Genomic DNA, 21,431 nt, shown 5'->3' with positions numbered 1-21,431 from the left:
CCACCATGGGCATTGCCAACGAATCCCGGCAAGAAGAACAGAACATGCGCGAGGAGCACCACGGAGCGGGCCGTTACTGGCTCATCTGGGGCCTGCTGCTCGTGCTGACGGTCGTCACGGTCGTCACCGGCCGCATCCACATCCCCACCTGGGGCCTGGTGCTGGCGCTCGTCATCGCCTCCACCAAGGGCACGCTGGTGCTGCTCTACTTCATGCACCTGGCTGACCACCGCGGCGCCAACCGACTGGTATTCGCTGTCTCCATCATCTTCGTGGTGCTGATGCTCGCCATTCCGATGGTGGACCTGGGCACCCGCTTCCGCGGCGCCACGCCTCCGGGTTCGACGTACAGCGACCTGCAGGCGATCGACATCGGCGCGGACGCCGAGGAAGGCCGCTACGGCGGCGCCCTCCGCAAGCAAGGGAAGATGGGCGAGGAGTCCGGCGCTCCCAAGCAGTAAGGCGGTCGGGGCGGCCACCGCCCCACGCCACCCACACGCGGCGCCGAGGGACATCCCCGGCGCCGCGTTGCTTTTGCGGGCTACAGCATCACTTCGAAGTTCAGCGCCAGCGCGGTGTCCGTGGACACCTTGCCCGGAGGCGGCGCGCTGTCGTGCTTCACCAGGAAGCTGGTGCCCAGCGACAGCTGCTTGGTGAGCCCCACGGAGAGCTGCGTCTGGCTGTTGAAGAGCATGCGCGAGTCGCCGATGACGCTCACCAGCACCTCCACGTCCTCCTTGAAGGTGACGTTCTGCGCCAGGCCGTAGCGGAACACGGCGCCGAAGCGAGGGCCGCCCAGGTCGACGTCCGGCAGGTTCAGCCGCGTGGGGTAGTACTGGAAGCGCGTCTCGTTGGCGTAGCGGAAGGCGGCGTCCGTGCGGAGGTAGGACTCGCGGCCCTTCTCCTTCTTCTCGTCCCACCACAGCACGCCCAGACCGCCTTCGCCGAAGGTGCGCGACTCCACGCTCTTCACGTGGTCCGTCTCCGCGCCCCCCAGCAGGTAGCCGCTGATGACTTCGGTGAAGCGCCGGTCGCCGCGCAGCTCCAGGCCCGCGTTGAACGCCACCACCTGGGACTCGGCCTCCTCGCCCGTCACCTCGGGCGGACGGCTGCGGCCATAGGAGCCGTAGGACTTGATGGCGTAGATCCAGTTGTCCGTCGTGCGCTGGGCGCTGGCCAGGCCGCTCACCGTCAGGGTGGAGGCGTTACCCGTCAGCGAGATGAGGCCCAGGCCGACGGTGACGTCCCACTCCCCCTGCTTCTTGTCGGTGGCGGGCGCGGGCGCGGCCGCGGGGGCCGGGGGCGGAACGGTGGCGGCGGCGGCGCGCTCGGCGGCCTCGGCGGCACGGGCGCTGGCCTCGGCGGCGCGCTCAGCCGCGATGGCGGCGCGCTCGGCGGCGATGGCGGCGCGCTCCTCCACGCTGGGGGGCGCGGCGGGCGCGGTCTCCGCGGCGGGAGCCGGCGGCGTGGAGGAAGTGGGCGCAGGCGTCTGGGCCTGCAGGGACGTGGCAATCAAGAAGGCAGCGGAAAGCATCGGGTCTCCAGGTCAACGACGCCGGCAAAAGCCTGAGTCCGGGTGTGGAAGTCCTGTGTTCCCCCCCGATGCCGACGCAGCTCCCTTCCTGCTTCAAAGGCCCGCCGCGCTTCAATGGCTTAATGGTCGAATTCGGACACGCCCCGCCGCCACCGCACCGGGTGGGTCCGTTCCCACCGCCGTCCAGGCAGCTGTTGAAAGAAAAAGGCCCATGCCCCTGCGCCCCGCTCCGCTCCTGCTGCTCTGCGCCCTGCTCGTCCCCGCCGCGGCCTCCGCCCAGCGCGTCACCGTCCCGGTGGACGTGGGGGTGGGGCCCGCGGCCTTCGCCTTCTTCGGCCCCGTCTTCGACGACCAGCCCATCCACACCGGGCTGAAGCTCTCCGTGGAGGCGGTGCTGGACAAGGAATGGCTGAAGAAGAACCAGCGTCGCGTGCCCCAGCGCTACCGCAAGTACGCCAAGAGCCTGGATGAGGTCCGCATCTCCCCGTCCATCCTCATCCCGGACGCGCTCATCATCTCCCCCAAGCTGCGCAATACCGGCATGTACGGCGCCACCTGGAAGCCGCTGTCGCTGGGGGTGCCGCTGACGTCCAGCCCGGCGCGGCTGTCGCTCGGCGCGGGGCTGCTGCTGACGTACGTCTACATGCACTCGGACACGCTGCCCAACACGCACTTCCTGCGGCCCGGCGCGGAGGTGGGCATCGACCTGGAGCTCCAGCTCTCCAAGAGCTTCCTGCTAGGCGTGGGCTGGGAGTCCGCGTTCTACGTCCCACAGGAGCTGGGAGGCCTGGGCCTGCCCGAGCGCCTGCGCGATGGCATCTTCCACGTGGGACAGGCCTACCTTCAGCTCCACTTCCGGTTCCCCTACACCGTGCGCTTGTAAGGCGGAAGGCAGGCAGGCCTCGCGGGCCCTCCAGGGCTGCTGCGAAGCGTCGCGCGCGCGACTACCCTGCCCCGCCATGCATCTGGTCGTCGCCAACGAAGCACAGAAGGCGGAGAGAGACCGCCACACCTATACCGCCTGGGGGTCGCCCCTCACCGTCGAGCAGTTCCTCGAACGGGAGCAGCGGCTGCGCGCCCATCCCTGGAGCCGGGACACCATGCGCACCTGGCTGCTGTGCGATGACGCCGGCCGCGTGCTCACCTCATGTGAGACGTTCCGCACGCCCAGCTACCTGCGCGGCCCCGACTGTCAGACGACGCGCGGCGACAGCTTCGTCATCGCCAGCGTCTACACCGAGCCGGCCCTGCGCGGACACGGCCATGCCACGCGGCTGATGGACCAGGTGGCCGCGGAGTTGGAGCGCACGGCGCCAGACGCCCAGGCCGCCGTGCTCTACTCCGACGTGGGCGCCCGCATCTACCGGCGCTCTGGCTACCAGGAGGTCCCCGCCTGGGACTGGCACCTGCCGGTGGGCAATGGGCCCGTGATTCGCAAGGTGGACGCGCTGTTGGAAGACGCGGACGTGCCCTCGGCGCTCGAGCGGATGCGGCGGCCGGAGGTGCCCTTCTACCTGTGGCCGGACGCCACGCAGGTGGACTGGCACCTGGAGCGCGAGCGCATCTACGCGGAGCTGCTGCGCCGCCCCCGGCCCCGGGCCTGCGGCGCGGTGGTGGGCGCGTCCACGGCGCTGTGGGCGATGATGGCCCGCCAGGGAGAGCTGGTGGTGCTGATGCTGGACGCGCGCTCCGAGGACGACGCCGCCGCGCTGCTGGAGGCCGCGGGGGCCCAGGCCCACAAGGCCGGACTGTCCAAGGTGGTGCTGTGGGAGGAGCCCGGCACCATGCCGTGGGTGGCCCGGCTTCCAGAAGCCAGCCGCGAGGCCCGGGATGGCTCGCTGCCCATGGTGCGGCCCCTGCGCGAGGGCCTGCCCACTGCCGCGGACATTCCCTTCGCTCGCGCGCTGTGGGCGTGAGCGTGCGGCTAGGATGCGCGCATGGCCCGCAGAACCCGCATCATCGAAGGCACGGGGAACTGCACCTCGTGTGACACGAAGTCGATTCGCGCCCGGCACAAGCGCTGCCCCCCGTGCAACAACCCGCGCGAGCTGACGGGCCAGGAGTCGGAGTTCGACTTCGGCGGCGTGGACGCGGCCAGCGGGACGTCGCGCGCGCGCCTCACCGTGACGAACCTGGGCACGGGGGAGAAGGTCGTGCCCCGATGAGTGCCCCCCACGCCAAGCCCGTGGAGTGCACGCGCTGCGGCGCCTGCTGCGTGGCGCCGGACATCGCCGCGCTGGACAAGCCGCTGGGCCTGCGCTGCCCACACCTGCAAGAGGACAACCTCTGCGGAGTCTACGAGGAGCGGCCCGCCATCTGCCGCGACTACCAGGCGGATGAAGTCTGCACCCTCATCGAGGCCCCCACGCTGGAGGAGCGCGTGGAGAAGTACCTGGGCCTCTTCGGGCTCCAGGCGGAGGCCCACGCCTTGCGCGAGCAGGGCTGTGCGTCCATGCGCATGGCCCGCCGCCTGGCCCCCCTGCGCCGCCCTGATGGCGCCAAGGACTAGGCGCCTGGCGGCAAGAGCGCTTGTCGTCCCCGCGCACGGGCGTTATCCCCCCGGCCGTGCGATTCCAGCCCACCCAACCCTTCGTGCCCGCACCCGGCCTGGCCAACGAGCACGCGCAGACCATCTACGCCTCGCTCGTGCGCCCCACCCGCACGCCCGCGCTGCGACGCGAGCGCATGGAGTTGCCAGACGGCGACTTCGTCGACCTGGACACCTTCGACGGCGCGGCGGGCGCGCCGCATGTCGTGGCGCTGCACGGCTTGGAGGGCTCGTCCCGCGCGGGCTACGTCACCGCCATCCTGCGCGGTGCGAGGACGCGCGGCTGGGGCGCCACCGCGCTCAACTTCCGCTCATGCAGCGGCGAGCCCAACCGGCTGGCGCGCTCGTACCACTCGGGCGACATCGACGACGCGCTCCGGGTGCTGAACGAGACGCGCGCCCGCGTCACCGGCCCGCTGTTCGCGGTGGGCTTCTCCCTGGGCGCCAACGTGCTGTGCCGGCTGCTGGAGACGCTGGGCGACGACGCGCCCGTAAAGGCCGCCGCGTCCGTCAGCGCGCCGTATGACTTGAGCGCCTGCTGTCGCAAGCTCGACGCGGGAGGCCCCTTCCACCGGCTGTACCGCGAGCGCTTCCTGCGGACGCTGAAGCAGAAGGCCCGCGAAAAGCTGCGCCACTTTCCGGAGGCCTTCGACGGCCGGGCCATGGAGGCGGCGCGCACCATCCGCGCCTTCGACGACGCGGTCACCTCCGCGCTGCACGGCTTCCGCGACGCCGCCCACTACTATGCGGAGTCCTCCGCCGGCCCCCGGCTGCACGCCATCCGCCGGCCCACGCTGCTGCTGAGCGCCGCGGACGACCCGATGCTGGAGACGCCCGTCATCCCGCCCGCCGCCGCCGCGAATCCCCACCTGAGCGTCGTGGTGACGGAGCACGGTGGGCACGTCGGCTTCGTCGGCGGCCAGGTACACCGGCCCCACTTCTGGGCGGAGGCGCAGGTGCTGGCCTTCTTTGACGCGGTGCTGTCCCAGCCGCGCGCGAACTGAGGCAGCGGCCTCGGTTCAGCCAAAGGACAACAGGATGCCGAGCTTCGCGGTGGGCTCGATGTTGCTCAGGCTCCAGCCGTGGAAGTTCGCGGGCTCCAGCGCGTCGCGGAACTGCTCGTCCACGCCGACGATGCCCGGGCTGTAGAGCCGCATGATGCTGAAGCCGCCGCGCACGAAGAAGGTCAGCCGCTTCGGGGCCTGCCATTCGAAGCCCAGCAGGGCGCTCGCGTAGGAGTAGCCCACGCGCTCCAGCGAATGGATGGGCATCTGCGTGCGGTCCACGATGCGCCGCTCCAGGCCTTCACCATTCGCGGGCCGCGCATGCCCAGCCTCCAGCGTCAGCGCGGGCGTCAGGCGCCCCTTCAAGGGCAGCAGCGTGAGCCCCACGCGCGCTCCGGGACGGACACCATTGTGCGTGCCACCCACGTGGAGCCGGAGCATTCGCGTGGGCCGGAAGGAGAGTGACAGGCCCGCGCCTTCGGGTGCGCTGGCGTCCAGCATCAATCCGAAGGGAGCCAGCCGCTCCGGGTCCTGGGTCCGCCGCTGGAGCCCCGAAGCTAGCGCTGCCTGTGCCGTCAGCAGCACCCCTACCGCCGCCAGCGCAGATACCACCCCCATGCCCTGCCTCCCGTGACGCATGCCCCGTCCCGCCCATCCTCCCACACCGCCGCCATGACTGGCTTCTCGGGTGAAGCGACCGCTCACTCGCCCCCTCCCTGCATCCGCGGCCATGGAGTCCCCTGACTGCCCGCCTGGCCAGCGGCGGGCGGGAGCCTTGCTCCACCCGCCGCGACTGGACCGCGAGCGAGGGAGAAGACGCGACGGGCTCCGAGAGGCCCCCACCTCACCGGAACCCGCGCCCCTTTTCTCCATGCCGTCGAGTCCCCGCGGCGCTCCGCCCCCACGAAGCACCCCGGCCCCAACCGTCACGCCCCCCCAATCCGTCCTGCCCCGCCCTGCTGGCGCGAACCCGCCGCGCTTCGCCCCCACGAAGCGCGGCAGGGTCCGCCCATCCGCCGTCCTGTCCCCTGTCCCACCGCGAGCCAGGCCCTGCCGCCACGTCCGCCGCCGCCCTCGTCCCCCAACGAAGCGCCGGCATGCCGCGCCGTCCTCCTCCCCCATCCCACCGAGGCCCGCCTCCCCACTCCAGGCGCCGCCCCAGCTCCGTCCCGCCCTTGCAACCCGCGACCCGCACCGGCGTCCCACACCCGCCAACCATCCCCATCCGCCGGCCCGCGTCGCACCGTGCCCAACGCCATAGCATTCGCCGTGCCGTGCCCGCCGGGGCACGGAACGCGAATCATTTCAGCCAGTTACAAGAAGTCGAAGCCAGGGGGCGGAAGCGGAGCCAGACGGCGGCCGGAAAAAACTACCTTCGCGGGCCGAACAGCCTGCCCCGGCGTACCGGTCCCCTGTTGATGCGACGACGAAGCCCTTCAGGCGCGCCCGACGGGTGGGCGCCACAGCCGGAGCAGGTCCTGGGCGAGCAGCTCGTGCATGGCCTGTTGAAGCGAGACGAGCATCTGATGGAGTGACTCGGCGGTGTCACCGTGGGCTTCGAGCACACGCTCGTGCCGCCCGTCGAAGACGCGCAGCCTGCCCGGGACGAGCGCGATGACGGGAAGCGTCGGGTGACGTTTGCGGAGCAGGCCCAGGAAGAGCGGGTGGTCCTCATCCGGGCGGCGCACGTCCACCACCACCAGCGCGGGAGGCCGGGACGTCAGCGAGGCGAAGGCGTCGTCCGCATCCCCGGTGACGGAGATGGCCAGGTCTGGCGCCTCGAGGATACGGCGCAACAGCTCGCGCGAAGGCGCGTGAGGACTGACGATGAGGACCCGGCGCATCTTGCAACTGAATCTAGCCCTTCCAGACGGCGATGGTGGCGCCGATGAAGGCGAGCCCGGAGCCCAGCACCCGGGGGAACGTCACGGGGCGGCCTTCCACCATCGCATCCCACACGAGGCTGGTGAGGAGCTGCGCCGCCATCAGCAGCAGGACGGACTGCACTGCCCCCAGGCGGCTCATGGCCAAGGGCATGCCCAGGACGATGATGACGCCGCACAGCCCCGGCAACAGGTGCCAGGGCGTGAAGCCACTCAAGCGGCCCTGGCCCGCCGCGGCCTCCGGCCAGAGCCCCGGCACCGTGCGCACGACGAGGTACACCGCGAAGGTGGCCACCGTCGCCACCACCATGTTCAGGAGCACGGCGCTCATCAGGCCCCACTGGCCCCCGAAGCGACGGTTGAGACCAGCCTGAGCCACGACCGCCAGGCCACACAGCATCGGAACGAGCGAGACGAAACGCATGCCGCGCGTTGGGTACCGTGAACAGCGCATGCCTGCAAGCCTGCCTTCCGGGCCTTCGATGAGACTGGCGAAACCCAGGATGACCGGCTAGGTCCCTACACGCCGATGCCGTCGCCCACCGAGCTCCACTTCGACTGCGGCACCCTGGTCGCGCCCACACTGCCGGAAGATGCCCGCCTGCGAGCCCTCTTCCAGAAGGACGGGCGCACCGGCGTCTACCGCGCGCCCGCGTGGCATTACCGCGAAGCGGTGCTGCGGCTGCGGGAGCTGGGCATCCCCTACGAGGACAAGGCGAAGCGCTTCGAGCCGCTGGAGCTGCCGCTCACCTCGCCCATCCAACCCTTTCCGCATCAGCAGCAGGCGCTGGAGGCGTGGACACGCGCGGGCGGGCGTGGCCTGGTGGAGCTGCCCACGGGCGCGGGCAAGACGCTGCTGGCGGTGCTCGCCATCGCCCACGTGAAGCGGCCCACGCTGGTGGTGGTGCCCACGCTGGACCTGATGACGCAGTGGCAGGGCGTGCTGGCGCGCCACTTCTCCGTGCCAGTGGGCCTGCTGGGCGGCGGCGTGAATGACCGGCAGCCGCTGACGGTGACGACGTACGACTCCGCGGCGATGCAGACGGAGTTCCACGGCAACCGCTTCGGCCTGCTGGTGTGCGACGAGTGCCACCACCTGCCCGCGCCCAGCTACCGCTTCATCGCGGAGGGCTCGCTGGCGCCGTACCGCCTGGGCCTCACCGCGACGCTGGAGCGCGCCGATGGCGGCGAGCGCGTCTGCGAGGAGCTGTTGGGTCCCCGCGTGCACCGCTCGGACATCCGGGAGCTGCAGGGTGAATACCTGGCGCCCTATGACGTGAAGCGAGTGGAAGTCCCGCTGACGCCCGACGAAAAGGCGCGCTACGACACGGCGCGCGCGCTGTACCTGGGCTTCGTGCGCAGGCTGGGCGTGCCGCTCTCCGCGCCGGACGGGTGGGCGCGCTTCCTGGCGCAGAGCCAGCGCAGCGACGAGGGCCGCGCGGCGTACCGCGCCTACCGCGAGCAACGGCGGATTGCGCTCACGTCCAGCGGCAAGCAGGAGGTGCTGTGGCGCATCCTCCTGGAGCACCGGGACGACCGTGTCCTCGTGTTCACCGACGACAACGAGACGGTGTACACGCTGGCGCGCCGCTTCCTGCTCCCCGCGCTGACGCACCACACGCCCGTGCCCGAGCGCAAGGCGTTGCTGGCGGCCTTCGCCTCCGGGGAACTGCCGGTGCTGCTGACCTCGCGCGTGCTGAATGAAGGCGTGGACGTGCCCGAGGCGCGTGTGGGCGTGGTGCTCAGCGGCAGCGCGAGCGTGCGCGAGCACGTGCAGCGGCTGGGGCGCATCCTGCGCAAACGGCCGGGGAAGCGCGCGCTGCTGTACGAGGTGTGCTCCGCGCAGACGGCGGAGAGTAGCATCAGCGAGCGGCGACGCCAGCACGGCGCCTATCAGGAGGGCGGCTGAGATGCTGACACGCGAGCTGCTCAACTTCCGCGTGCGCCAGGGCGTCCTGCGCCCCGTCTTCGTGAAGCGCGATGACACGGAGCTGCTGACCTTCGCCCAGGACCTGCTCGCGGAGGTGGCAGCGTCGCGCGGCGGCCAGCGCGACGATATCGAGGAGTCGCTGGGCTTGAAGGCCGGTGCCTTCACCAGGCCCAAGGTGGCGCGCGGCCTGGTGAAGCTGGTGCTGGACCGGCTCCTCTTCGACGAGCCCGCGCCCGGCGTGACGGAAGCCCGTTGGGAGCGAATCAAGGCGGCGGGGCAGGTCCTGCGTGCACTGCCTCCCGACGCCACGGTGGAGGACTTCGAGGCACGGCTGGCCCAGACGCTCCCCGTCCCCCTTTCCGAGGCCCGAGAGGCGCTGTACTCGGACCTGCCCGGCCACCGCCGGCTGGTGGGGTGGGACGGCGAGGCGCTGGACGCCCAGGACCTGCTGGACCGCTACAACCTGGCGCTGGCGCAGGGCCCCCTGCTGTCCGCGCGGCGCCTCCGCCTGCGAGCCCAGGCGCCGGACCTGCTGCGCGTGCGCAAGGTGCTCCGATGGCTCAAGTTCTGCCGCCTGGTGGCCGAGGTGTGGCGCGACGACGACAACTGGGCGCTCGACGTGGAGGGCCCCGGGGCCATGCTGGCGCTCCAGAAGAAGTACGGCCTGCAACTGGCGACCTTCCTGTCCGTGGTGCCGGTGCTGGAGCGCTGGGAGCTGACCGCCACCGTGGAACCTTCAAGGCGACAGGCCACGCTGATGCTCAGCCACAAGGACCCGCTGCGTTCGCCCCTACCCGCCGCACTGGGTCACATTCCTCCGGAAGTGGCCTCCCTCGCGGAGGGCTTCGCGGATGACGCCTGGGAGCTGGACCTGACGCCGCTTCCCCGGCACGTGGGCGCCTCCGGACTGTGCGTGCCGGACCTCACCTTCCGCCACCGTGCGTCCAAGAGAGAAGTCGCGCTGGAACTCTTCCACGCGTGGCATGCGGCGCCCCTGGCCCGGAGGCTGACAGAGCTGCGCTCGCGGCCGGACGCGGGCCTGCTGCTGGGCGTGGACCGGGCGCTGGCCAAGGAAGCCATGGAGCGAGAGACGCTGGAGGCCCACCCGCAGGTGGTGCTCTTCAACGGCTTCCCCTCCGCGCGCAAGCTGAGGGAGCGCCTGGCGAAACTGGAGCCCGGGCGGTGAGCGCCGCGCTCACCTGCCGGCACCATGCGTCAGCCGCGCGGCCTGAACTGCGCCGCGAGCACGCTGAGAATCCGAATGGACGTCCGGTCCAGCTGCTTGGCCCGGCGCATGAGCCGCCGCAGCTCCGCGGACTCACCGTAGTCGCTGGGCGGCTCGGCGGCCCACTTCACCTCCTGCACCGGCTTGAGGCCCAGCGCCTCGTCCGCGGAGATGGAGAGCACCGTGCACAACCTGCGGAACGTCTGGATGCTCGGCAGCATGTGACCGCGCTCGAGCCGGCCATAGACTTCGCTCGCGATGCCAATGCGCTCCGCCACGTCGGCCTGGGTCAGGTTCAGTCGGGTCCGAGCAAGGCGAGCCGCTCCGCCAAGGCGGGATGCGAGAGTCTTTTCCATGGGTCGTTAACCTAGCGGGTCCGCACATGTCGATATGACTTGAGAGGTTGGCATCCAAGAACTTCCTGAGTAGTCTTGTAGGTAGGCAACCTCGTGCGTTTGGCCAACCACACAGGTCTCACCCTGCTGGCGCGAAGACCATGCTGACCTTCTTGTTCGTGGACGAAGACCCACGTTCACTCGCGGCGCTGCGGCGCCTCGTGAGGGATTTACCCGGCGGCAAGCGCTTCGCCCGCTGCGTGGCGGAGGCCCTCGCGCTCGTGAAGGAAGAAGCGCCGTCCGTGGTGGTGACGGGCGATCTGCTCCCGGACGGAGACGGGCTGGGGCTGCTGGAGCAGGTGCGTGCGAGCCACCCCCGCACCGCCTGCGCGCTGCATGCGGTGATGCCGCCCCTGGCGCGGGACATCACCTGGATGGACCGCGCCGCGCCACCCTCGGAGGTGCATGCCCTGCTGCGGATGCTGGGCATCGGTGCAGCATCGATGGGAAGCCCGCGTTAAGGTGCCCGCTCGACGCGCCATGAAGCTCTACGCCATCAGCGACCTGCACTTGCGCCACAACGACAACCGCCTGGCGCTCCAGGCGCTTCCGGCCCATCCGGAGGACTGGCTCATCGTCGCGGGGGACGTGGGCGAGACGCTGGCGGAGATGGAGCTCATGCTGAGCACCCTCACCCAGCGCTTCCGCCAGGTCATCTGGGTGCCCGGCAACCATGAGCTGTGGACCCTGCCGTCGGAGCAGCCGCAACTGAAGGGCGAGGCGCGCTACCAGCGGCTGGTGAGCCTGTGCCGCAGCTACGGCGCCCTCACGCCGGAGGACCCCTACCCTCGCTGGCCCGGCCCTGGCCCCGAGCGCGTCATCGTCCCCATGTTCCTGGGCTACGACTACACGTTCCGCCCGGACCATGTGCCCGCGGACAAGGCGCTGGAGTGGGCCTGGGAGGATGACCTGCTGTGCACCGACGAGGTGCTGCTGCACCCCGAGCCCCACGCCAGCCGCGCAGCCTGGTGCGCCGCGCGCGTCGAAGCCACGCGGGCCCGGCTGGACGCCCTGCCCCCGGGCTGCGCCACCGTCCTCGTCAACCACTACCCGTTGCGCTACGAGCACGTGCGGCTGCCGCGCATCCCCCGCTTCTCCATCTGGTGCGGGACGAAGCAGACGGAGGACTGGCACACCCGCTACCGCGCGGAGGTCGTCGTCTCCGGCCACCTCCACATGCCCGCGACGCTGTGGCGTGACGGCGTGCGCTTCGAAGAGGTGTCGCTGGGCTACCCCGTGCAGTGGAAGTACCGCGGCGTGCACGCGTGGGAGAGCTGCCTGCGCGTCATCCTCCCCGGCCCCACGCCGTAGAAAGCACGAAGCCCCGGGCGCCGCGTGAAGCGGAGCACCCGGGGCCTCACCGGCGCGGACCCAGGCCGCGCCGTCACTTCAGGCTACTTGGGCAGCGGCTCGAGGAAGGAGCCGATGAGGACGATGCCCTCGAAGCCATCCTTCGCGCCGTAGACCTCGATGTAGTAGCGGCCGGCCGGAGCGTTGATGAGGTTGCACTTCTCCGACTGGTGGTCCTTCACGCTGCGGCAATCGTAGTCCGCGTGCGTCGGGGCGCCACCGCGCTTGACGTAGAGGTCGGGGTTGCCCTTGCCCTCGCCCGTCTGGATGTAGATGTTGTTCTTCCCCTGGCCCGGGCGACGCTCCGGAACGTCGAGGATGAACACCTGCGAGGAGCCCGCCGCGCCCGAGAGGTTCTCCACGGCGACGCCGCTCTCGATGGGGACGTAGCCACCCTCCCAGGTCACGGTCAGCGTGGCGCCGGAGTACGCGCGGAAGCCGTTCAGCATCGCGTACCACTTGCCGTGCTGCGGAGCCGCGAAGTTGCAGACCTCGTTGTTGCCACTGGCGTACGGGCGGCAATCGTACAGCGCGGTGGTGGGCGCGCTGTTGTAGCGGACGTACAGGTCGGCGTCACCCGTGCCACCCGACAGGGTGAAGCGCAGGTTGTAGGCACCTTCCGGCACCGTGACCTCGAAGTACTTCTTCTCGTTGGCGCCACCCGACACGACGACCGGCGTGTCCTTGCTGATGGGGTCCGTCGGCGGAGGCGGAACCGGGACGCTGACGCCAACGGCCTTCCACGCGTTCGACACCGACTCGATGGTGGCGGCGTCGTAGCCGAGCTGCGCCGCGGCCTGCTCCGAGATGGTCTTCGCGGCCTCGAAGTTGGACGTCGGCACCATCAACGTGTTGGCCTTGTAGAAGATCTGCGCGGCCTTCTCGATGCCGATGCCCGCCACCACGATGGTGCTCTTGCCGCGCGGGTGCGTGCCACCCTGCGACAGGAGGTAGAAGGCCAGGTTGGAGATACCGGAGCTGTAGTGCACGCCGGTACCGGGCACGTAGTTGTGGTAGTGGTCGAGCGAGTCGCCATCCAGCGCCGGGTCGTTCATGTAGCGCAGGGCGTCGTTCGGGATGGACGGGGTCCACACGTCGTCGCCAATCAGCCAGTGACGCGGGGAGACCTCATCCGCGCCGTCGCCGTACCACTCGCACACCGCGCCGAACACGTCGGACATCGACTCGTTCAGGCCGCCGGACTCACCCGAGTAGATGAGGTCCGACTCGTTGTCCGTCACGGCGTGGGTCAGCTCGTGCGCCGTCACGTCCAGCGAGTTGGCCAGGTTGGTGGCCGTCACGCCGTCGCCATCGCCGTACACCATCTGGGTACCGTCCCAGAAGGCGTTCACGTAGTTGACGCGGTGGTGCACGGTGCTGATGAGCGTGCCGCCCGCGTTGTCGATGGAGTCACGACCGAACAGGGTGTTGTAGCAGTCGTAGACGGTGCCCAGGTGGTCGTAGTTGGTGTTGACCACGGGGTCCGCCACCGGCGCCTGGCCCTCGGTGCGAACGACCGGACCCGGCAGGGTGGTGGTGTTGTTGCCGTTGTGGAGGCGGCGGTCGAGGGACTCCTTGATCTGCGGGATGCGCAGCATCACATCCGCGTTGCGCGCGTCCACCAGGACCCAGTCGCGAACAGGCGTGCCGTCCGCCTTGTTGCCGTGCTGGACGACCTTGTACATCAGGCGCAGCTCGTCATCGATGCGCCAGTACACCAGCTCCGGGTTCTTGTCGGTGACCCAGCCCTTGAGCGTCTCGCGGTCGGAGTCCACCGCGGACGTGGCAACCTCACCCGCGATGGTCGCCTTCAGCTCGGCGCGCAGGTCGCTGCGGACGTTGGTGTTCGCCGCGAAGACCTTGCCGTTGCGCGCGTGCAGGATCAGCTCGCCGCCCAGCACCGGGATGTCGTTGTGCTTCACGGCATAGCGGTAGTGGCTGTCACCCTGCTTGTCCGTGTGCGCCTTCTTGAAGACCAGGTTGCCCGGCTCCAGGCGGAACGTCGGCGCCACGGCGTCGACGACCGAGGCCAGCGCGGACGCGTTGAGCGCCTTGGGACCCGCGGCCGGAATATCCGGCAGAGCAATCGACAGACCGGTGACGAACTGCGCCACCTTCTGGTTGTCCGTCAGAATGACCTTCGCGCCATTCTCCAGCATCGCCGCCTTCGCGGCATCCGTAGGCTTGTCGGCCTCGGGGGCAGGGGTGGACTCGTTGCAACCGACAACGACAGACAGCGCCGCGATACCGAGCGCTCCGCGCACTCTCTTCTGCACCATGTAATCCTCCTAAGCGGAAAGATTAGGAGGCACGATGACACAGGGATGACGCGTATTTCAAGGTTGCGCGATTATTTCAGTTTCTATCCTCTTCTTAGATTTCAGGCTATTTACGATTATTCCTTTAGTTTCATGGATTTGCGAGGTCCACTGCGAGTGAGAGCCACCTTCCACGTGACGTGACAGGTCGTCCAGGCAGACCTCGGTTTTCCACAGGTCGTGTGAACTTTGTGCCGGACTCGGGGTCCGCCCGCGCGCGTGAGGCAACACTGGCATCGACGTGGCTGGCCATTACGCTTCCTGTCCGGGAGGCAACGATGCGCGCATTGCAGCTACAGCGGCTGGACGGCCCTGACGGGCTCCAACTGGTGGACGTGCCCGAGCCCGAGGCGGGGGACTCGGTGCTCATCGACGTGGTGGCGGCCGGGGTGAGCTTTCCGGACCTGCTGCTCACCCGGGGGCAGTACCAACTCAAGCCCGCCCTGCCCTTCATTCCGGGCGTGGAGGTGGCGGGCGTGGTGCGGCAGGCCCCCGCGGGCGCGGCGGTGAAGCCCGGGCAGCGGGTGATGGCCTTCAGCTTCGGGTTGGGCGGCTTCGCCGAGGTGGCCGCGATTCAGCCGGAGATGGTGTTCCCCATCCCCGCGGACTGGAGCTTCGAGGCGGCCGCGGGCGTGGTGATGAACTACCACACGGCGCACTTCGCGCTGCACCGGCGAGGCCGGCTCAAGGCGGAGGAGCGCGTCGTGGTCCATGGCGCCGCGGGAGGCGTGGGCACGGCGGCGGTGCAGGTGGCGCGCGGCGCGAAGGCGCGCGTCATCGCCGTGGTGAGCGACGAGCGCAAGGCGGACGTCGCCCGGCGGGCCGGCGCGCACGAGGTGCTGCTGTCGACCGGAGACTGGGTCGCGCAGGTGCGGGAGAAGACGGGCGGCCTGGGTGCCAACGTGGTGGTGGACCCGGTGGGCGGCGACATCTTCGACAAGAGCCTCAAGTGCCTGGCGCCCGAAGGGCGGCTGCTGGTGGTGGGCTTCGCGAGCGGCCGCATCCCCGAGGTCCCGGTGAACCGGCTCCTGCTGCGCAACATCGACGTGGTCGGCGTGGCCTGGGGCGGCTTCCTCCTGCACGAGCCATCCCTGACGCCCACCATCGCCAAGGACCTGGAGGCCATGGCGGACCAAGGTGTGCTCACGCCCGTCGTGGGCCCGGTGTTCCCGCTGGAGCAGGGCGCGCAGGCCCTGCGTGAACTCGACGCCCGGCGCGCCACGGGCAAGGTGGTGCTGCGCATGCGCGAAGGCTGACCTGGCCTGGAGGCACCGGCGCGAACGTGCTCGCGCCCGGTGCCCGTTGATTGATCGCCGGGCATGCGGCCTGCCGCGTGTGGCCATGCCCGGCGCTGCCGACTTCGCGGAGGGGACACCACCTTGGTGCAGGAGGTGACGGCACCATGACGGATGACATTTTGGAGCGGCAGCACCAGCGCGAGCGGGAACAGGAGCGCAGGCGGCTGCGCGAGGAGGAGCAGAAGGACCTGGACGTGGAGTCCCACCGGGGACCGCGTCCCCTGGAAGGCTACGCAGGGGGCCACACCTCGTGGACGGACCAGCAGGATGACGACTCCGCCCGTCAGGTTCATGCGGGCGATGCCCAGGCCTCCTGGGAAGCCAGCGAACGACAGGCGCGACTGGAGCCGGAACCCGAGCCCGCGCGCCGTGAGGACGAACCGCCGCCGGGTGGCGAGCGCTCCCGGTGAAGCGCGGCCCACGACGCGTGGGTCAACGAAGCTCGGGCACCTCGCGCTCCAGCGTCTCCGCCGCGCGTGCATCCTTGGGCAGGCCGAAGCGCTGGCGCGAGCACGCCAGCAACTGCCCCGCGTAGACGGTGTCCTCGAGCGCCTCCTGGAAGCGACCCAGCCGCGCCAGCGTGCGTGCCCGCTCGTCCACCAGCCGTGCCAGGATGCGGGCCTGCTCCGCGTGTGAGAACAGGCGGACCACGGAGCGCGCGTCGAAGCACACCAGGGTCTCGAACTCCATGCCCAGCGCGGCCGTGCAGGCTTCGCGGATGTGCAGGAGGCTCGTGTCCAGAGCCGCCTCCGCCCGTGCCCGGGCGATGTCCGGAGCCAGACGGCCGAGCTCACGCACGGCATTCAGGGTGAAGGCGTAACGCAGGACGGGCATGCGGATGGGAACTACACCCCAGCCGCGAGGATTCATCCAGTCGCCGCGTGTGTCGAGTGTCGCCCCAGGCCCGCCCCGGGGCGCTCCCGCGAAAGAACGTCACTGGCCGGGATGGAATGGCGCCGACTACAGTTTCTCGTCGCGTTCCAGTCACCCCCACCAAGGACGACGAGACATGAAGGACCTGGACGCCATCCTCCGCGCGCGGGCGCAAGCTCGCGGCCCCCTGGTCCTGGCCACGGTGGTCGAGGTATCGGGCTCCGCCTACCGGCGGCCGGGTGCGCGGATGTTGATGAGCGAGGACGGATGGCTCGCGGGCGGCATCAGCGGCGGCTGCCTGGAGGCCGACGTCGTCCGCAAGGCCTTCTTCTGGACCAACACCGGGCCCCGCCTGCTGCGCTACGACTCCACCAGCGACACCGCGGAGGACGAAGGTGCCTTCTCCTTCGCGCTGGGCTGCAACGGCGTGGTGGACGTGCTGCTGGAGCGCTGGGAGGCGGGCGCGGGCGAGGCCCTCGCCTTCGCCGCCGAGGCGCGAGAAGCGGGACGCCGGGCGGTGGTGGCGACGGTGTACCGGGGCCCCGCGAACGCCGTGGGTGCCCGCTTGAGGCTCCGCGATGACGGCACCGAAACGGGCCAGCTGTCCGGCGCACTGGGAGACGCCGTGCGCGAAGCCGCACGCGAGGCGCTGGAGGCGGGCCGGACGTGGAGTGGCCCCTGCGGCGGCGCGGACGTGCTGGTGGAAGTCGTGGAGCCGCCCCATCCCCTGGTGCTCTTCGGCAGCGGCTTCGACGTGGCCCCGGTGGTGAACCAGGCCGCGGCCCTGGGCTGGCATGTCACGGTGGTGGCGGACCGGCCCGCGCAGGCCCTGCGGCGCCGCTTTCCCCAGGCCCATGCGGTGGTGTCGGCGAAGGCTCCGGACGCACCCGGTGCGGTGCCCCTGTCGCCCCGTGCGCTGGCCGTGCTGATGACACACAGCCTGCCGCAGGACCGCGAGCTGCTGGCGGGGCTCCTCCCACGGCCCCTGCGCTATCTGGGCGTGTTGGGACCTCGCTCGCGCACCGAGCGATTGCTCGCGGAGCTGCCCTCCCCGCCCACCGACGCGCACCTGGAGAAGCTGCACGCGCCCGTGGGCCTGGACCTGGGCGCGGAAGGCGCGGAGGAAATCGCCCTGTCCATCATCGCCGAGCTTCAAGCGGTGGTCGCCGGACGCGAGGGCGGCAAGCTTCGCGAGCGGCGCGCGCCCATCCACACCGCCGCGCCCCCGCCGGTGCGGAGGCTCGCATGACGGTGGGCGTGGTGCTGCTGGCCGCGGGCGGCTCCTCGCGGCTGGGCCACCCCAAGCAGCTGGTGCGCTACCAGGGCTCGACGCTGGTGCGGCGCGCCGCCGAGGCCGCGGCATCCTTGCGGTGCGGCCCCGTGGTGGTGGTGCTGGGCGCGTCGCGGGATGCGGTCGCAGCGGAGCTCACGGGCCTCGCCGTGCGCACCGTGGACCATGCGGACTGGGCCGCGGGCCCTGGAGGCTCCCTGCGCGCGGGGCTCGGCGCGCTGCGGGAGACGGAGCCCCCCGCGCTGGACGCCGTGCTCGTGTTGCTGTGCGACCAGCTTCGCGTGGATGCCGCGCACTTGCGCACGCTGCTGGATACCTTTGAACGGACTCGCGCGTCCGTGGTGGCCTCCGCCTACGAGGACACGCGAGGCGTCCCCGCCCTCTTCGCGCGTGACGTCTTCCCGGAGCTGGAGGCGCTCAGCCCGGACCAGGGCGCGCGCGGTGTGATTGCGCGCGTGGCCTCGCGCGTGGTGGACGTCCCGCTGCCCGGGGGGGGCGACGACGTGGACACGCCCGAGGATGTCTCGCGGCTGACGTGAACCGAGGCCGCATCCGTCGCGCCGCGAATACGCGCATCGGCCCCGAGGCGGGCCCTCTGGTACGTCAGTGCGTATTGCCACCGCCGCGCACCGCTCCCCACCTTCTGCGCGCAGGACTTTCAGCAAAGGGGGGCTCATGTCCAGACTCAGGTTCCCGGCGGCGCTGGCCGCCTCGGCGGTGATGTGTTTCTCGGTCGGCTGCTCCAGAAATGCCAAGACATCCCAGGGCGGGATGCCACCCACGGCGCAGCAGATGCCACGGCAGGGCGAAGGCCTGCCGCCCAACGCACAGGCGGAGATGAAAACGGACTGCCCCATGGACGTGTCGGGCGCGCAGGCGCGGGCGGAGGACATCCCGGAGGGCGTGGCCCTCATCATCGTCACGCCGGAAACCGACAAGGTGGCGGACCTCCAGCAGCGCAGCCGGAGGATGATGCAGTTCCAGCAGGAGCACGGCACGGGCGGCAGCGGCATGGCCCAGCCACCGGGCGTGGACTACAACGAGATGGGCGGCCGCGAGGAGCCGGGCTCCGCGGGCGCACCGTCGGTGCCGTCCATCGCCAGCGTGCATGACTCACCGGAGGGCGTCGTCATCGTCTACACCGCCGTCGACCCGGCCCGGCAGGACAAGCTGAGCTCCGAAATCCACCGGAACGCGAAGTACCTGGACACGGGCAAGTGCCCGGGGATGGCGGCGGACTGAGCGCGACCTGAGGCCAGCGCCCGAGGCCCTGCCCCCCGTCATCCAGGTGGGCCGTGCGCTGGCTTCAACCTCCGAAGACGCCCGCTGTCACGCCAGTGGCGGCAGGTGCGTCAGGAGCCGCTGCAGGTCCGGCTGAAGCTCGTCCGGTGAGGCGCTCGCGAGCACATCCACCGGATGCGTGCCCCAGGTGACGGCGTAGGTCCGCAGCCCCGCGGCCTGCCCCGCGCGCAAGTCCAGCGCGGTGTCCCCCACCATCCACAGCCCGCCCGTGCCCAGCGCCGCCAGCGCGTGGTGGATGACGTCGGGCGCGGGCTTGTGCGGAAAGCCATCCGTGCCCTGGACGTGGTGGAGCAGCGAGCCCAGGCCCATGGCGTCCACGAACTTGCGCGCCATGTCAGGGCGCTTCGTGGTGGCCACCGCCAGCAGGTAGCCCCGCTCGCGCAGCGCGCGCAGCACCTCCACCACGCCCGGATAGGGCCGCGAGCGCCGGTGGAAGTTGAGCGGGTAGTGCTCACGGTAGGCCACGCACAACGCGGGGACGTGGTCCGGCGCGAACTGGCCGTACATCCAGTCCAACGGATGGCCGATGAGCGCACGCACCTGCTCGTAGGTCGGCGCCGGAAGCCCCAGGTGCCCGAAGGCGTGGAGGAAGCTGTCGATGATGTCCGGCAGCGAGTCCACCAGCGTGCCGTCGAGGTCGAAGAGGATGCCGCGAGAAGAGGAAGCGCTCACGCACCTTCCATACCCCCTCTCGCGCCCCCTGTCCTCCCTCCGGACTCAGGGCGAGGCGCGCTCCAGCGGAGCCGCGGGCGCCTGCTCCAGGACGCACATCCACAGTCGCTCCTCCTGCACACAGCGCGTACCGCGAATGGCGCGGAACTCATGGAGCCGCTGCGGAATGGAGAGGTAGAGGGTCTCCGGGTCGAGCTTGCCCGCCCGGATATCGTCGTCGAGCCCCAGGCAGTAGGGCTGCGCGCGCGCGTCATCCAGTCGCGCGACGTAGCCGCTGTTGAAGGTGAGCCCCAGCAGGTAGGCGCGATAGGCCCAGCGGTGGAAGTCCATGGGCCCGGCGCGGCAACCCCGCCCGGAGCCGTCATGTATCTGCGGCGGGTAGAGCACCAGGTGCTTGCGTCCCACGGCGGCCTCGCGCAGCGCCTCGGACGGCTGCGTGTTCCAGGCCGGCCCTTCCTTCGCTTGGTGGCCCCGCCCCAGGTTCACATCGAAGCCCTGCAGCACCAGCGCCAGGGCCAGCAGCGACGGCGCCACCGTGGGCCGAGGCAGGCGGATGAGCGCGAGCGCGGAGCCCAGCGCCAGCAGATAGTACAGCGGCCACACGAAGCGGCCGGAGGAACGGAAGGGCTCCACCCACCGCATCACCGGCGCATAGAGGCCCGTCAGGTCCGCGATGAGCTCGCCTTGCAGGGTGATGCGCGAGGACAGCGCGAAGAAGCCCAGGCCCAGCGCCACCAGCCCCACCGGCGCCAGCCTGCGCCACTGCCGCGCGACGAGCGGCGCGTCCCGCACGAGCAGGATGAGCGCGGCCCAGAGCGCGAAGAGCACGCCCAGCCCCAGGTAGCCGAAGCCTTCGTACTGGGCGCCCTGCCTCGGCAGCGCCCCCAGGAAGCGCGACCAGGACTCCCGGTAGCCCATCGGATTGACGAACGCCAGGAGGTCCGCGGAGAACCCACCGAAGGCGCCAGCGCCCAGGGTGCGGACCGTGCCGAGGTAGCCCAGCACGTAGAACAGCACCAGCACCACGCCCACGTTCACCACGGCGCCCAGCAGGGGCCACCGCCAGGGCAGCCTCCGCTCCAGCGCGGTCCGCATGCACAACGCCAGCGCGAGCGGCAGCACCATGGCGGTAATCACGGGGTGCACGCCCGCGGCGAACACGCACAGCGCCAGCGCGATGCCCAGCGCCTGCTTCGCCTCGCGCGCATCCCGATGCGGAATCAGGTTCAGCCCCACCAGCAGCACGATGGCCCAGTGCGCGCACAGCGCTTCGTGCGCCATGCTCATGCGCGCCAGCAGCGTGGGCGACAGCACGAGCAGCGCGCCCACCAGCCACTGCTGCGGCACCGTCGCGCCCATCCGCCGCGCCACCCACGCGGACGAGGCGCCCTGGAGCACCAGGCACAAGCACATCCACGGACCGATGTATTGGAAGTCGGCGGGCAGCAGGCTGGAGAACGGCCGCAGCAGCAGCGCCACCCAGGGGATGGCATCCATGTAGCCGAGCGTCGTCCCGAGCGGATGCAGGTAGCCGTCGATGGCGCCCAGCGGGAAGCGGAGCGGCTCGTTGCGGAAGAACAGCCAGCCCAGCAGGTGCTGGCTGAAGTCGTCACGGATGAGCCACGACAGGCGGGTGGGATTCAGCGCCGCCGGACCGTAGATGGCCAGGAACGCCAACAGCCCCACCCCAGCGGCCCCCAGCGGGCCCGCGTGCGCCACGACGAACGATGCAACCGTGTCCAGGATGCGCCGCAGCCGCTCGGGCAGGGCGGGCCTCATGGGCGGCACTCACGCGAGGCGACGGAGAC

At 70.6% G+C, this 21,431-nt stretch carries 24 protein-coding genes; 15 read left to right on the top strand and 9 right to left on the bottom strand.

The window, feature by feature from the left end:
• Positions 1 to 5 precede the first annotated feature (5 nt).
• Complete coding sequence (locus BLU09_RS25730) at positions 6 to 461, top strand: cytochrome C oxidase subunit IV family protein (RefSeq protein ID WP_090492136.1); 456 nt, start codon at positions 6 to 8, stop codon at positions 459 to 461.
• An 80-nt stretch (positions 462 to 541) separates the two neighbouring features.
• On the opposite strand, the gene BLU09_RS25725 is transcribed toward BLU09_RS25730, so the two are convergent.
• Entirely contained in the window at positions 542 to 1,534 is a 993-nt protein-coding gene (locus BLU09_RS25725; protein ID WP_090492135.1) for a DUF481 domain-containing protein, read from the bottom strand.
• Positions 1,535 to 1,745: 211 nt separating this feature from the next.
• Between BLU09_RS25725 and BLU09_RS25720 the strand changes: the two genes are divergently transcribed.
• The 5 genes from BLU09_RS25720 (at position 1,746) to BLU09_RS25700 (ending at position 5,086) form a co-directional block, all read left to right on the top strand.
• Entirely contained in the window at positions 1,746 to 2,417 is a 672-nt protein-coding gene (locus BLU09_RS25720; protein ID WP_090492134.1) for a hypothetical protein, read from the top strand.
• A gap of 76 nt (positions 2,418 to 2,493) precedes the next feature.
• The gene (locus BLU09_RS25715) at positions 2,494 to 3,450 is read left to right on the top strand and encodes a GNAT family N-acetyltransferase (protein ID WP_244172021.1); all 957 of its coding nucleotides are present in this window, start codon (positions 2,494 to 2,496) and stop codon (positions 3,448 to 3,450) included.
• A 21-nt stretch (positions 3,451 to 3,471) separates the two neighbouring features.
• Positions 3,472 to 3,699, top strand: a complete 228-nt coding sequence (locus tag BLU09_RS25710) for a hypothetical protein (RefSeq protein ID WP_090492132.1) — start codon at positions 3,472 to 3,474, stop codon at positions 3,697 to 3,699.
• On the top strand, positions 3,696 to 4,043 hold the full coding sequence (locus BLU09_RS25705; protein ID WP_090492131.1) for a YkgJ family cysteine cluster protein: 348 nt from the start codon (positions 3,696 to 3,698) through the stop codon (positions 4,041 to 4,043). Before BLU09_RS25710 ends, BLU09_RS25705 begins: the two co-directional genes overlap by 4 nt.
• A gap of 56 nt (positions 4,044 to 4,099) precedes the next feature.
• The gene (locus BLU09_RS25700; RefSeq protein WP_090492130.1) at positions 4,100 to 5,086 is read left to right on the top strand and encodes a hydrolase; all 987 of its coding nucleotides are present in this window, start codon (positions 4,100 to 4,102) and stop codon (positions 5,084 to 5,086) included.
• Between the two features lie 15 nt (positions 5,087 to 5,101).
• Here BLU09_RS25700 and BLU09_RS25695 read toward each other — a convergent pair whose 3' ends face one another.
• The 3 genes from BLU09_RS25695 to BLU09_RS25685 form a co-directional block, all read right to left on the bottom strand.
• Positions 5,102 to 5,704 (bottom strand): hypothetical protein, encoded by a 603-nt coding sequence (locus BLU09_RS25695; protein WP_090492129.1) that lies wholly within the window; start codon positions 5,702 to 5,704, stop codon positions 5,102 to 5,104.
• Between the two features lie 818 nt (positions 5,705 to 6,522).
• Complete coding sequence (locus BLU09_RS25690; protein ID WP_090492128.1) at positions 6,523 to 6,930, bottom strand: response regulator; 408 nt, start codon at positions 6,928 to 6,930, stop codon at positions 6,523 to 6,525.
• Between the two features lie 13 nt (positions 6,931 to 6,943).
• A complete protein-coding gene (locus tag BLU09_RS25685) occupies positions 6,944 to 7,369 on the bottom strand; it encodes a DMT family transporter (RefSeq protein ID WP_244172050.1) in 426 nt (141 codons plus the stop codon).
• A 129-nt stretch (positions 7,370 to 7,498) separates the two neighbouring features.
• Here BLU09_RS25685 and BLU09_RS25680 point away from each other — a divergent pair, with 129 nt between their 5' ends.
• Positions 7,499 to 8,878: a DEAD/DEAH box helicase family protein gene (locus BLU09_RS25680; protein ID WP_090492126.1), complete on the top strand. Its 1,380-nt coding sequence runs from the start codon at positions 7,499 to 7,501 to the stop codon at positions 8,876 to 8,878.
• A gap of 1 nt (position 8,879) precedes the next feature.
• Complete coding sequence (locus BLU09_RS25675) at positions 8,880 to 10,085, top strand: DUF790 family protein (protein ID WP_090492125.1); 1,206 nt, start codon at positions 8,880 to 8,882, stop codon at positions 10,083 to 10,085.
• A gap of 29 nt (positions 10,086 to 10,114) precedes the next feature.
• Here the strand turns inward: BLU09_RS25675 and BLU09_RS25670 are convergent, their stop codons facing one another.
• The gene (locus BLU09_RS25670) at positions 10,115 to 10,480 is read right to left on the bottom strand and encodes a helix-turn-helix transcriptional regulator (RefSeq protein WP_090492124.1); all 366 of its coding nucleotides are present in this window, start codon (positions 10,478 to 10,480) and stop codon (positions 10,115 to 10,117) included.
• Between the two features lie 140 nt (positions 10,481 to 10,620).
• Here BLU09_RS25670 and BLU09_RS25665 point away from each other — a divergent pair, with 140 nt between their 5' ends.
• Positions 10,621 to 10,980 carry a response regulator gene (locus BLU09_RS25665; RefSeq protein ID WP_244172020.1) on the top strand — a complete coding sequence of 120 codons (360 nt, stop codon included), beginning with the start codon at positions 10,621 to 10,623 and terminating at the stop codon, positions 10,978 to 10,980.
• Between the two features lie 19 nt (positions 10,981 to 10,999).
• A complete protein-coding gene (locus BLU09_RS25660) occupies positions 11,000 to 11,830 on the top strand; it encodes a metallophosphoesterase family protein (RefSeq protein WP_090492122.1) in 831 nt (276 codons plus the stop codon).
• 83 nt (positions 11,831 to 11,913) lie between these two features.
• On the opposite strand, the gene BLU09_RS25655 is transcribed toward BLU09_RS25660, so the two are convergent.
• Positions 11,914 to 14,148 (bottom strand): M4 family metallopeptidase, encoded by a 2,235-nt coding sequence (locus BLU09_RS25655; RefSeq protein WP_090492121.1) that lies wholly within the window; start codon positions 14,146 to 14,148, stop codon positions 11,914 to 11,916.
• A gap of 317 nt (positions 14,149 to 14,465) precedes the next feature.
• Here BLU09_RS25655 and BLU09_RS25650 point away from each other — a divergent pair, with 317 nt between their 5' ends.
• Entirely contained in the window at positions 14,466 to 15,443 is a 978-nt protein-coding gene (locus BLU09_RS25650; protein ID WP_090492120.1) for an NADPH:quinone oxidoreductase family protein, read from the top strand.
• Positions 15,444 to 15,589: 146 nt separating this feature from the next.
• Positions 15,590 to 15,895: a hypothetical protein gene (locus BLU09_RS25645; RefSeq protein ID WP_090492119.1), complete on the top strand. Its 306-nt coding sequence runs from the start codon at positions 15,590 to 15,592 to the stop codon at positions 15,893 to 15,895.
• Between the two features lie 22 nt (positions 15,896 to 15,917).
• Here BLU09_RS25645 and BLU09_RS25640 read toward each other — a convergent pair whose 3' ends face one another.
• Entirely contained in the window at positions 15,918 to 16,319 is a 402-nt protein-coding gene (locus BLU09_RS25640) for a hypothetical protein (protein ID WP_090492118.1), read from the bottom strand.
• A 175-nt stretch (positions 16,320 to 16,494) separates the two neighbouring features.
• Here BLU09_RS25640 and BLU09_RS25635 point away from each other — a divergent pair, with 175 nt between their 5' ends.
• The 3 genes from BLU09_RS25635 to BLU09_RS25625 all read left to right on the top strand — a co-directional run bounded on the left by BLU09_RS25635 (position 16,495) and on the right by BLU09_RS25625 (position 18,891).
• The gene (locus tag BLU09_RS25635) at positions 16,495 to 17,607 is read left to right on the top strand and encodes an XdhC family protein (protein ID WP_090492117.1); all 1,113 of its coding nucleotides are present in this window, start codon (positions 16,495 to 16,497) and stop codon (positions 17,605 to 17,607) included.
• Positions 17,604 to 18,188, top strand: coding sequence for a nucleotidyltransferase family protein (locus tag BLU09_RS25630; protein WP_090492116.1), 585 nt, complete (start codon positions 17,604 to 17,606; stop codon positions 18,186 to 18,188). Before BLU09_RS25635 ends, BLU09_RS25630 begins: the two co-directional genes overlap by 4 nt.
• A 136-nt stretch (positions 18,189 to 18,324) precedes the next feature.
• Positions 18,325 to 18,891, top strand: coding sequence for a hypothetical protein (locus BLU09_RS25625; RefSeq protein WP_244172019.1), 567 nt, complete (start codon positions 18,325 to 18,327; stop codon positions 18,889 to 18,891).
• Positions 18,892 to 18,978: 87 nt separating this feature from the next.
• Here BLU09_RS25625 and BLU09_RS25620 read toward each other — a convergent pair whose 3' ends face one another.
• Positions 18,979 to 19,623, bottom strand: a complete 645-nt coding sequence (locus BLU09_RS25620; RefSeq protein WP_090492114.1) for an HAD family hydrolase — start codon at positions 19,621 to 19,623, stop codon at positions 18,979 to 18,981.
• A 45-nt stretch (positions 19,624 to 19,668) separates the two neighbouring features.
• Positions 19,669 to 21,402, bottom strand: coding sequence for a DUF6311 domain-containing protein (locus BLU09_RS25615; RefSeq protein ID WP_244172018.1), 1,734 nt, complete (start codon positions 21,400 to 21,402; stop codon positions 19,669 to 19,671).
• Between the last annotated feature and the right edge of the window lie 29 nt (positions 21,403 to 21,431).

The organism is Myxococcus virescens (assembly GCF_900101905.1).
Taxonomy (GTDB): Bacteria; Myxococcota; Myxococcia; order Myxococcales; family Myxococcaceae; genus Myxococcus; species Myxococcus virescens.
Note: the sequence above shows the minus strand (reverse complement) of the source record. Positions and strands in the feature narration are given on the sequence as shown.

Coding starts and splice junctions, on each gene's coding strand:
- BLU09_RS25630 (WP_090492116.1), top strand. CDS start 17,604: ATGACGGTGGGCGTGGTGCTGCTGGCCGCGGGCGGCTCCTCGCGGCTG.
- BLU09_RS25640 (WP_090492118.1), bottom strand. CDS start 16,319: ATGCCCGTCCTGCGTTACGCCTTCACCCTGAATGCCGTGCGTGAGCTC.
- BLU09_RS25645 (WP_090492119.1), top strand. CDS start 15,590: ATGACGGATGACATTTTGGAGCGGCAGCACCAGCGCGAGCGGGAACAG.
- BLU09_RS25615 (WP_244172018.1), bottom strand. CDS start 21,402: ATGAGGCCCGCCCTGCCCGAGCGGCTGCGGCGCATCCTGGACACGGTT.
- BLU09_RS25655 (WP_090492121.1), bottom strand. CDS start 14,148: ATGGTGCAGAAGAGAGTGCGCGGAGCGCTCGGTATCGCGGCGCTGTCT.
- BLU09_RS25670 (WP_090492124.1), bottom strand. CDS start 10,480: ATGGAAAAGACTCTCGCATCCCGCCTTGGCGGAGCGGCTCGCCTTGCT.
- BLU09_RS25685 (WP_244172050.1), bottom strand. CDS start 7,369: ATGCTGTGTGGCCTGGCGGTCGTGGCTCAGGCTGGTCTCAACCGTCGC.
- BLU09_RS25690 (WP_090492128.1), bottom strand. CDS start 6,930: ATGCGCCGGGTCCTCATCGTCAGTCCTCACGCGCCTTCGCGCGAGCTG.
- BLU09_RS25710 (WP_090492132.1), top strand. CDS start 3,472: ATGGCCCGCAGAACCCGCATCATCGAAGGCACGGGGAACTGCACCTCG.
- BLU09_RS25625 (WP_244172019.1), top strand. CDS start 18,325: ATGTCCAGACTCAGGTTCCCGGCGGCGCTGGCCGCCTCGGCGGTGATG.
- BLU09_RS25705 (WP_090492131.1), top strand. CDS start 3,696: ATGAGTGCCCCCCACGCCAAGCCCGTGGAGTGCACGCGCTGCGGCGCC.
- BLU09_RS25725 (WP_090492135.1), bottom strand. CDS start 1,534: ATGCTTTCCGCTGCCTTCTTGATTGCCACGTCCCTGCAGGCCCAGACG.
- BLU09_RS25680 (WP_090492126.1), top strand. CDS start 7,499: ATGCCGTCGCCCACCGAGCTCCACTTCGACTGCGGCACCCTGGTCGCG.
- BLU09_RS25635 (WP_090492117.1), top strand. CDS start 16,495: ATGAAGGACCTGGACGCCATCCTCCGCGCGCGGGCGCAAGCTCGCGGC.
- BLU09_RS25720 (WP_090492134.1), top strand. CDS start 1,746: ATGCCCCTGCGCCCCGCTCCGCTCCTGCTGCTCTGCGCCCTGCTCGTC.
- BLU09_RS25665 (WP_244172020.1), top strand. CDS start 10,621: ATGCTGACCTTCTTGTTCGTGGACGAAGACCCACGTTCACTCGCGGCG.
- BLU09_RS25650 (WP_090492120.1), top strand. CDS start 14,466: ATGCGCGCATTGCAGCTACAGCGGCTGGACGGCCCTGACGGGCTCCAA.
- BLU09_RS25715 (WP_244172021.1), top strand. CDS start 2,494: ATGCATCTGGTCGTCGCCAACGAAGCACAGAAGGCGGAGAGAGACCGC.
- BLU09_RS25660 (WP_090492122.1), top strand. CDS start 11,000: ATGAAGCTCTACGCCATCAGCGACCTGCACTTGCGCCACAACGACAAC.
- BLU09_RS25675 (WP_090492125.1), top strand. CDS start 8,880: ATGCTGACACGCGAGCTGCTCAACTTCCGCGTGCGCCAGGGCGTCCTG.
- BLU09_RS25695 (WP_090492129.1), bottom strand. CDS start 5,704: ATGGGGGTGGTATCTGCGCTGGCGGCGGTAGGGGTGCTGCTGACGGCA.
- BLU09_RS25730 (WP_090492136.1), top strand. CDS start 6: ATGGGCATTGCCAACGAATCCCGGCAAGAAGAACAGAACATGCGCGAG.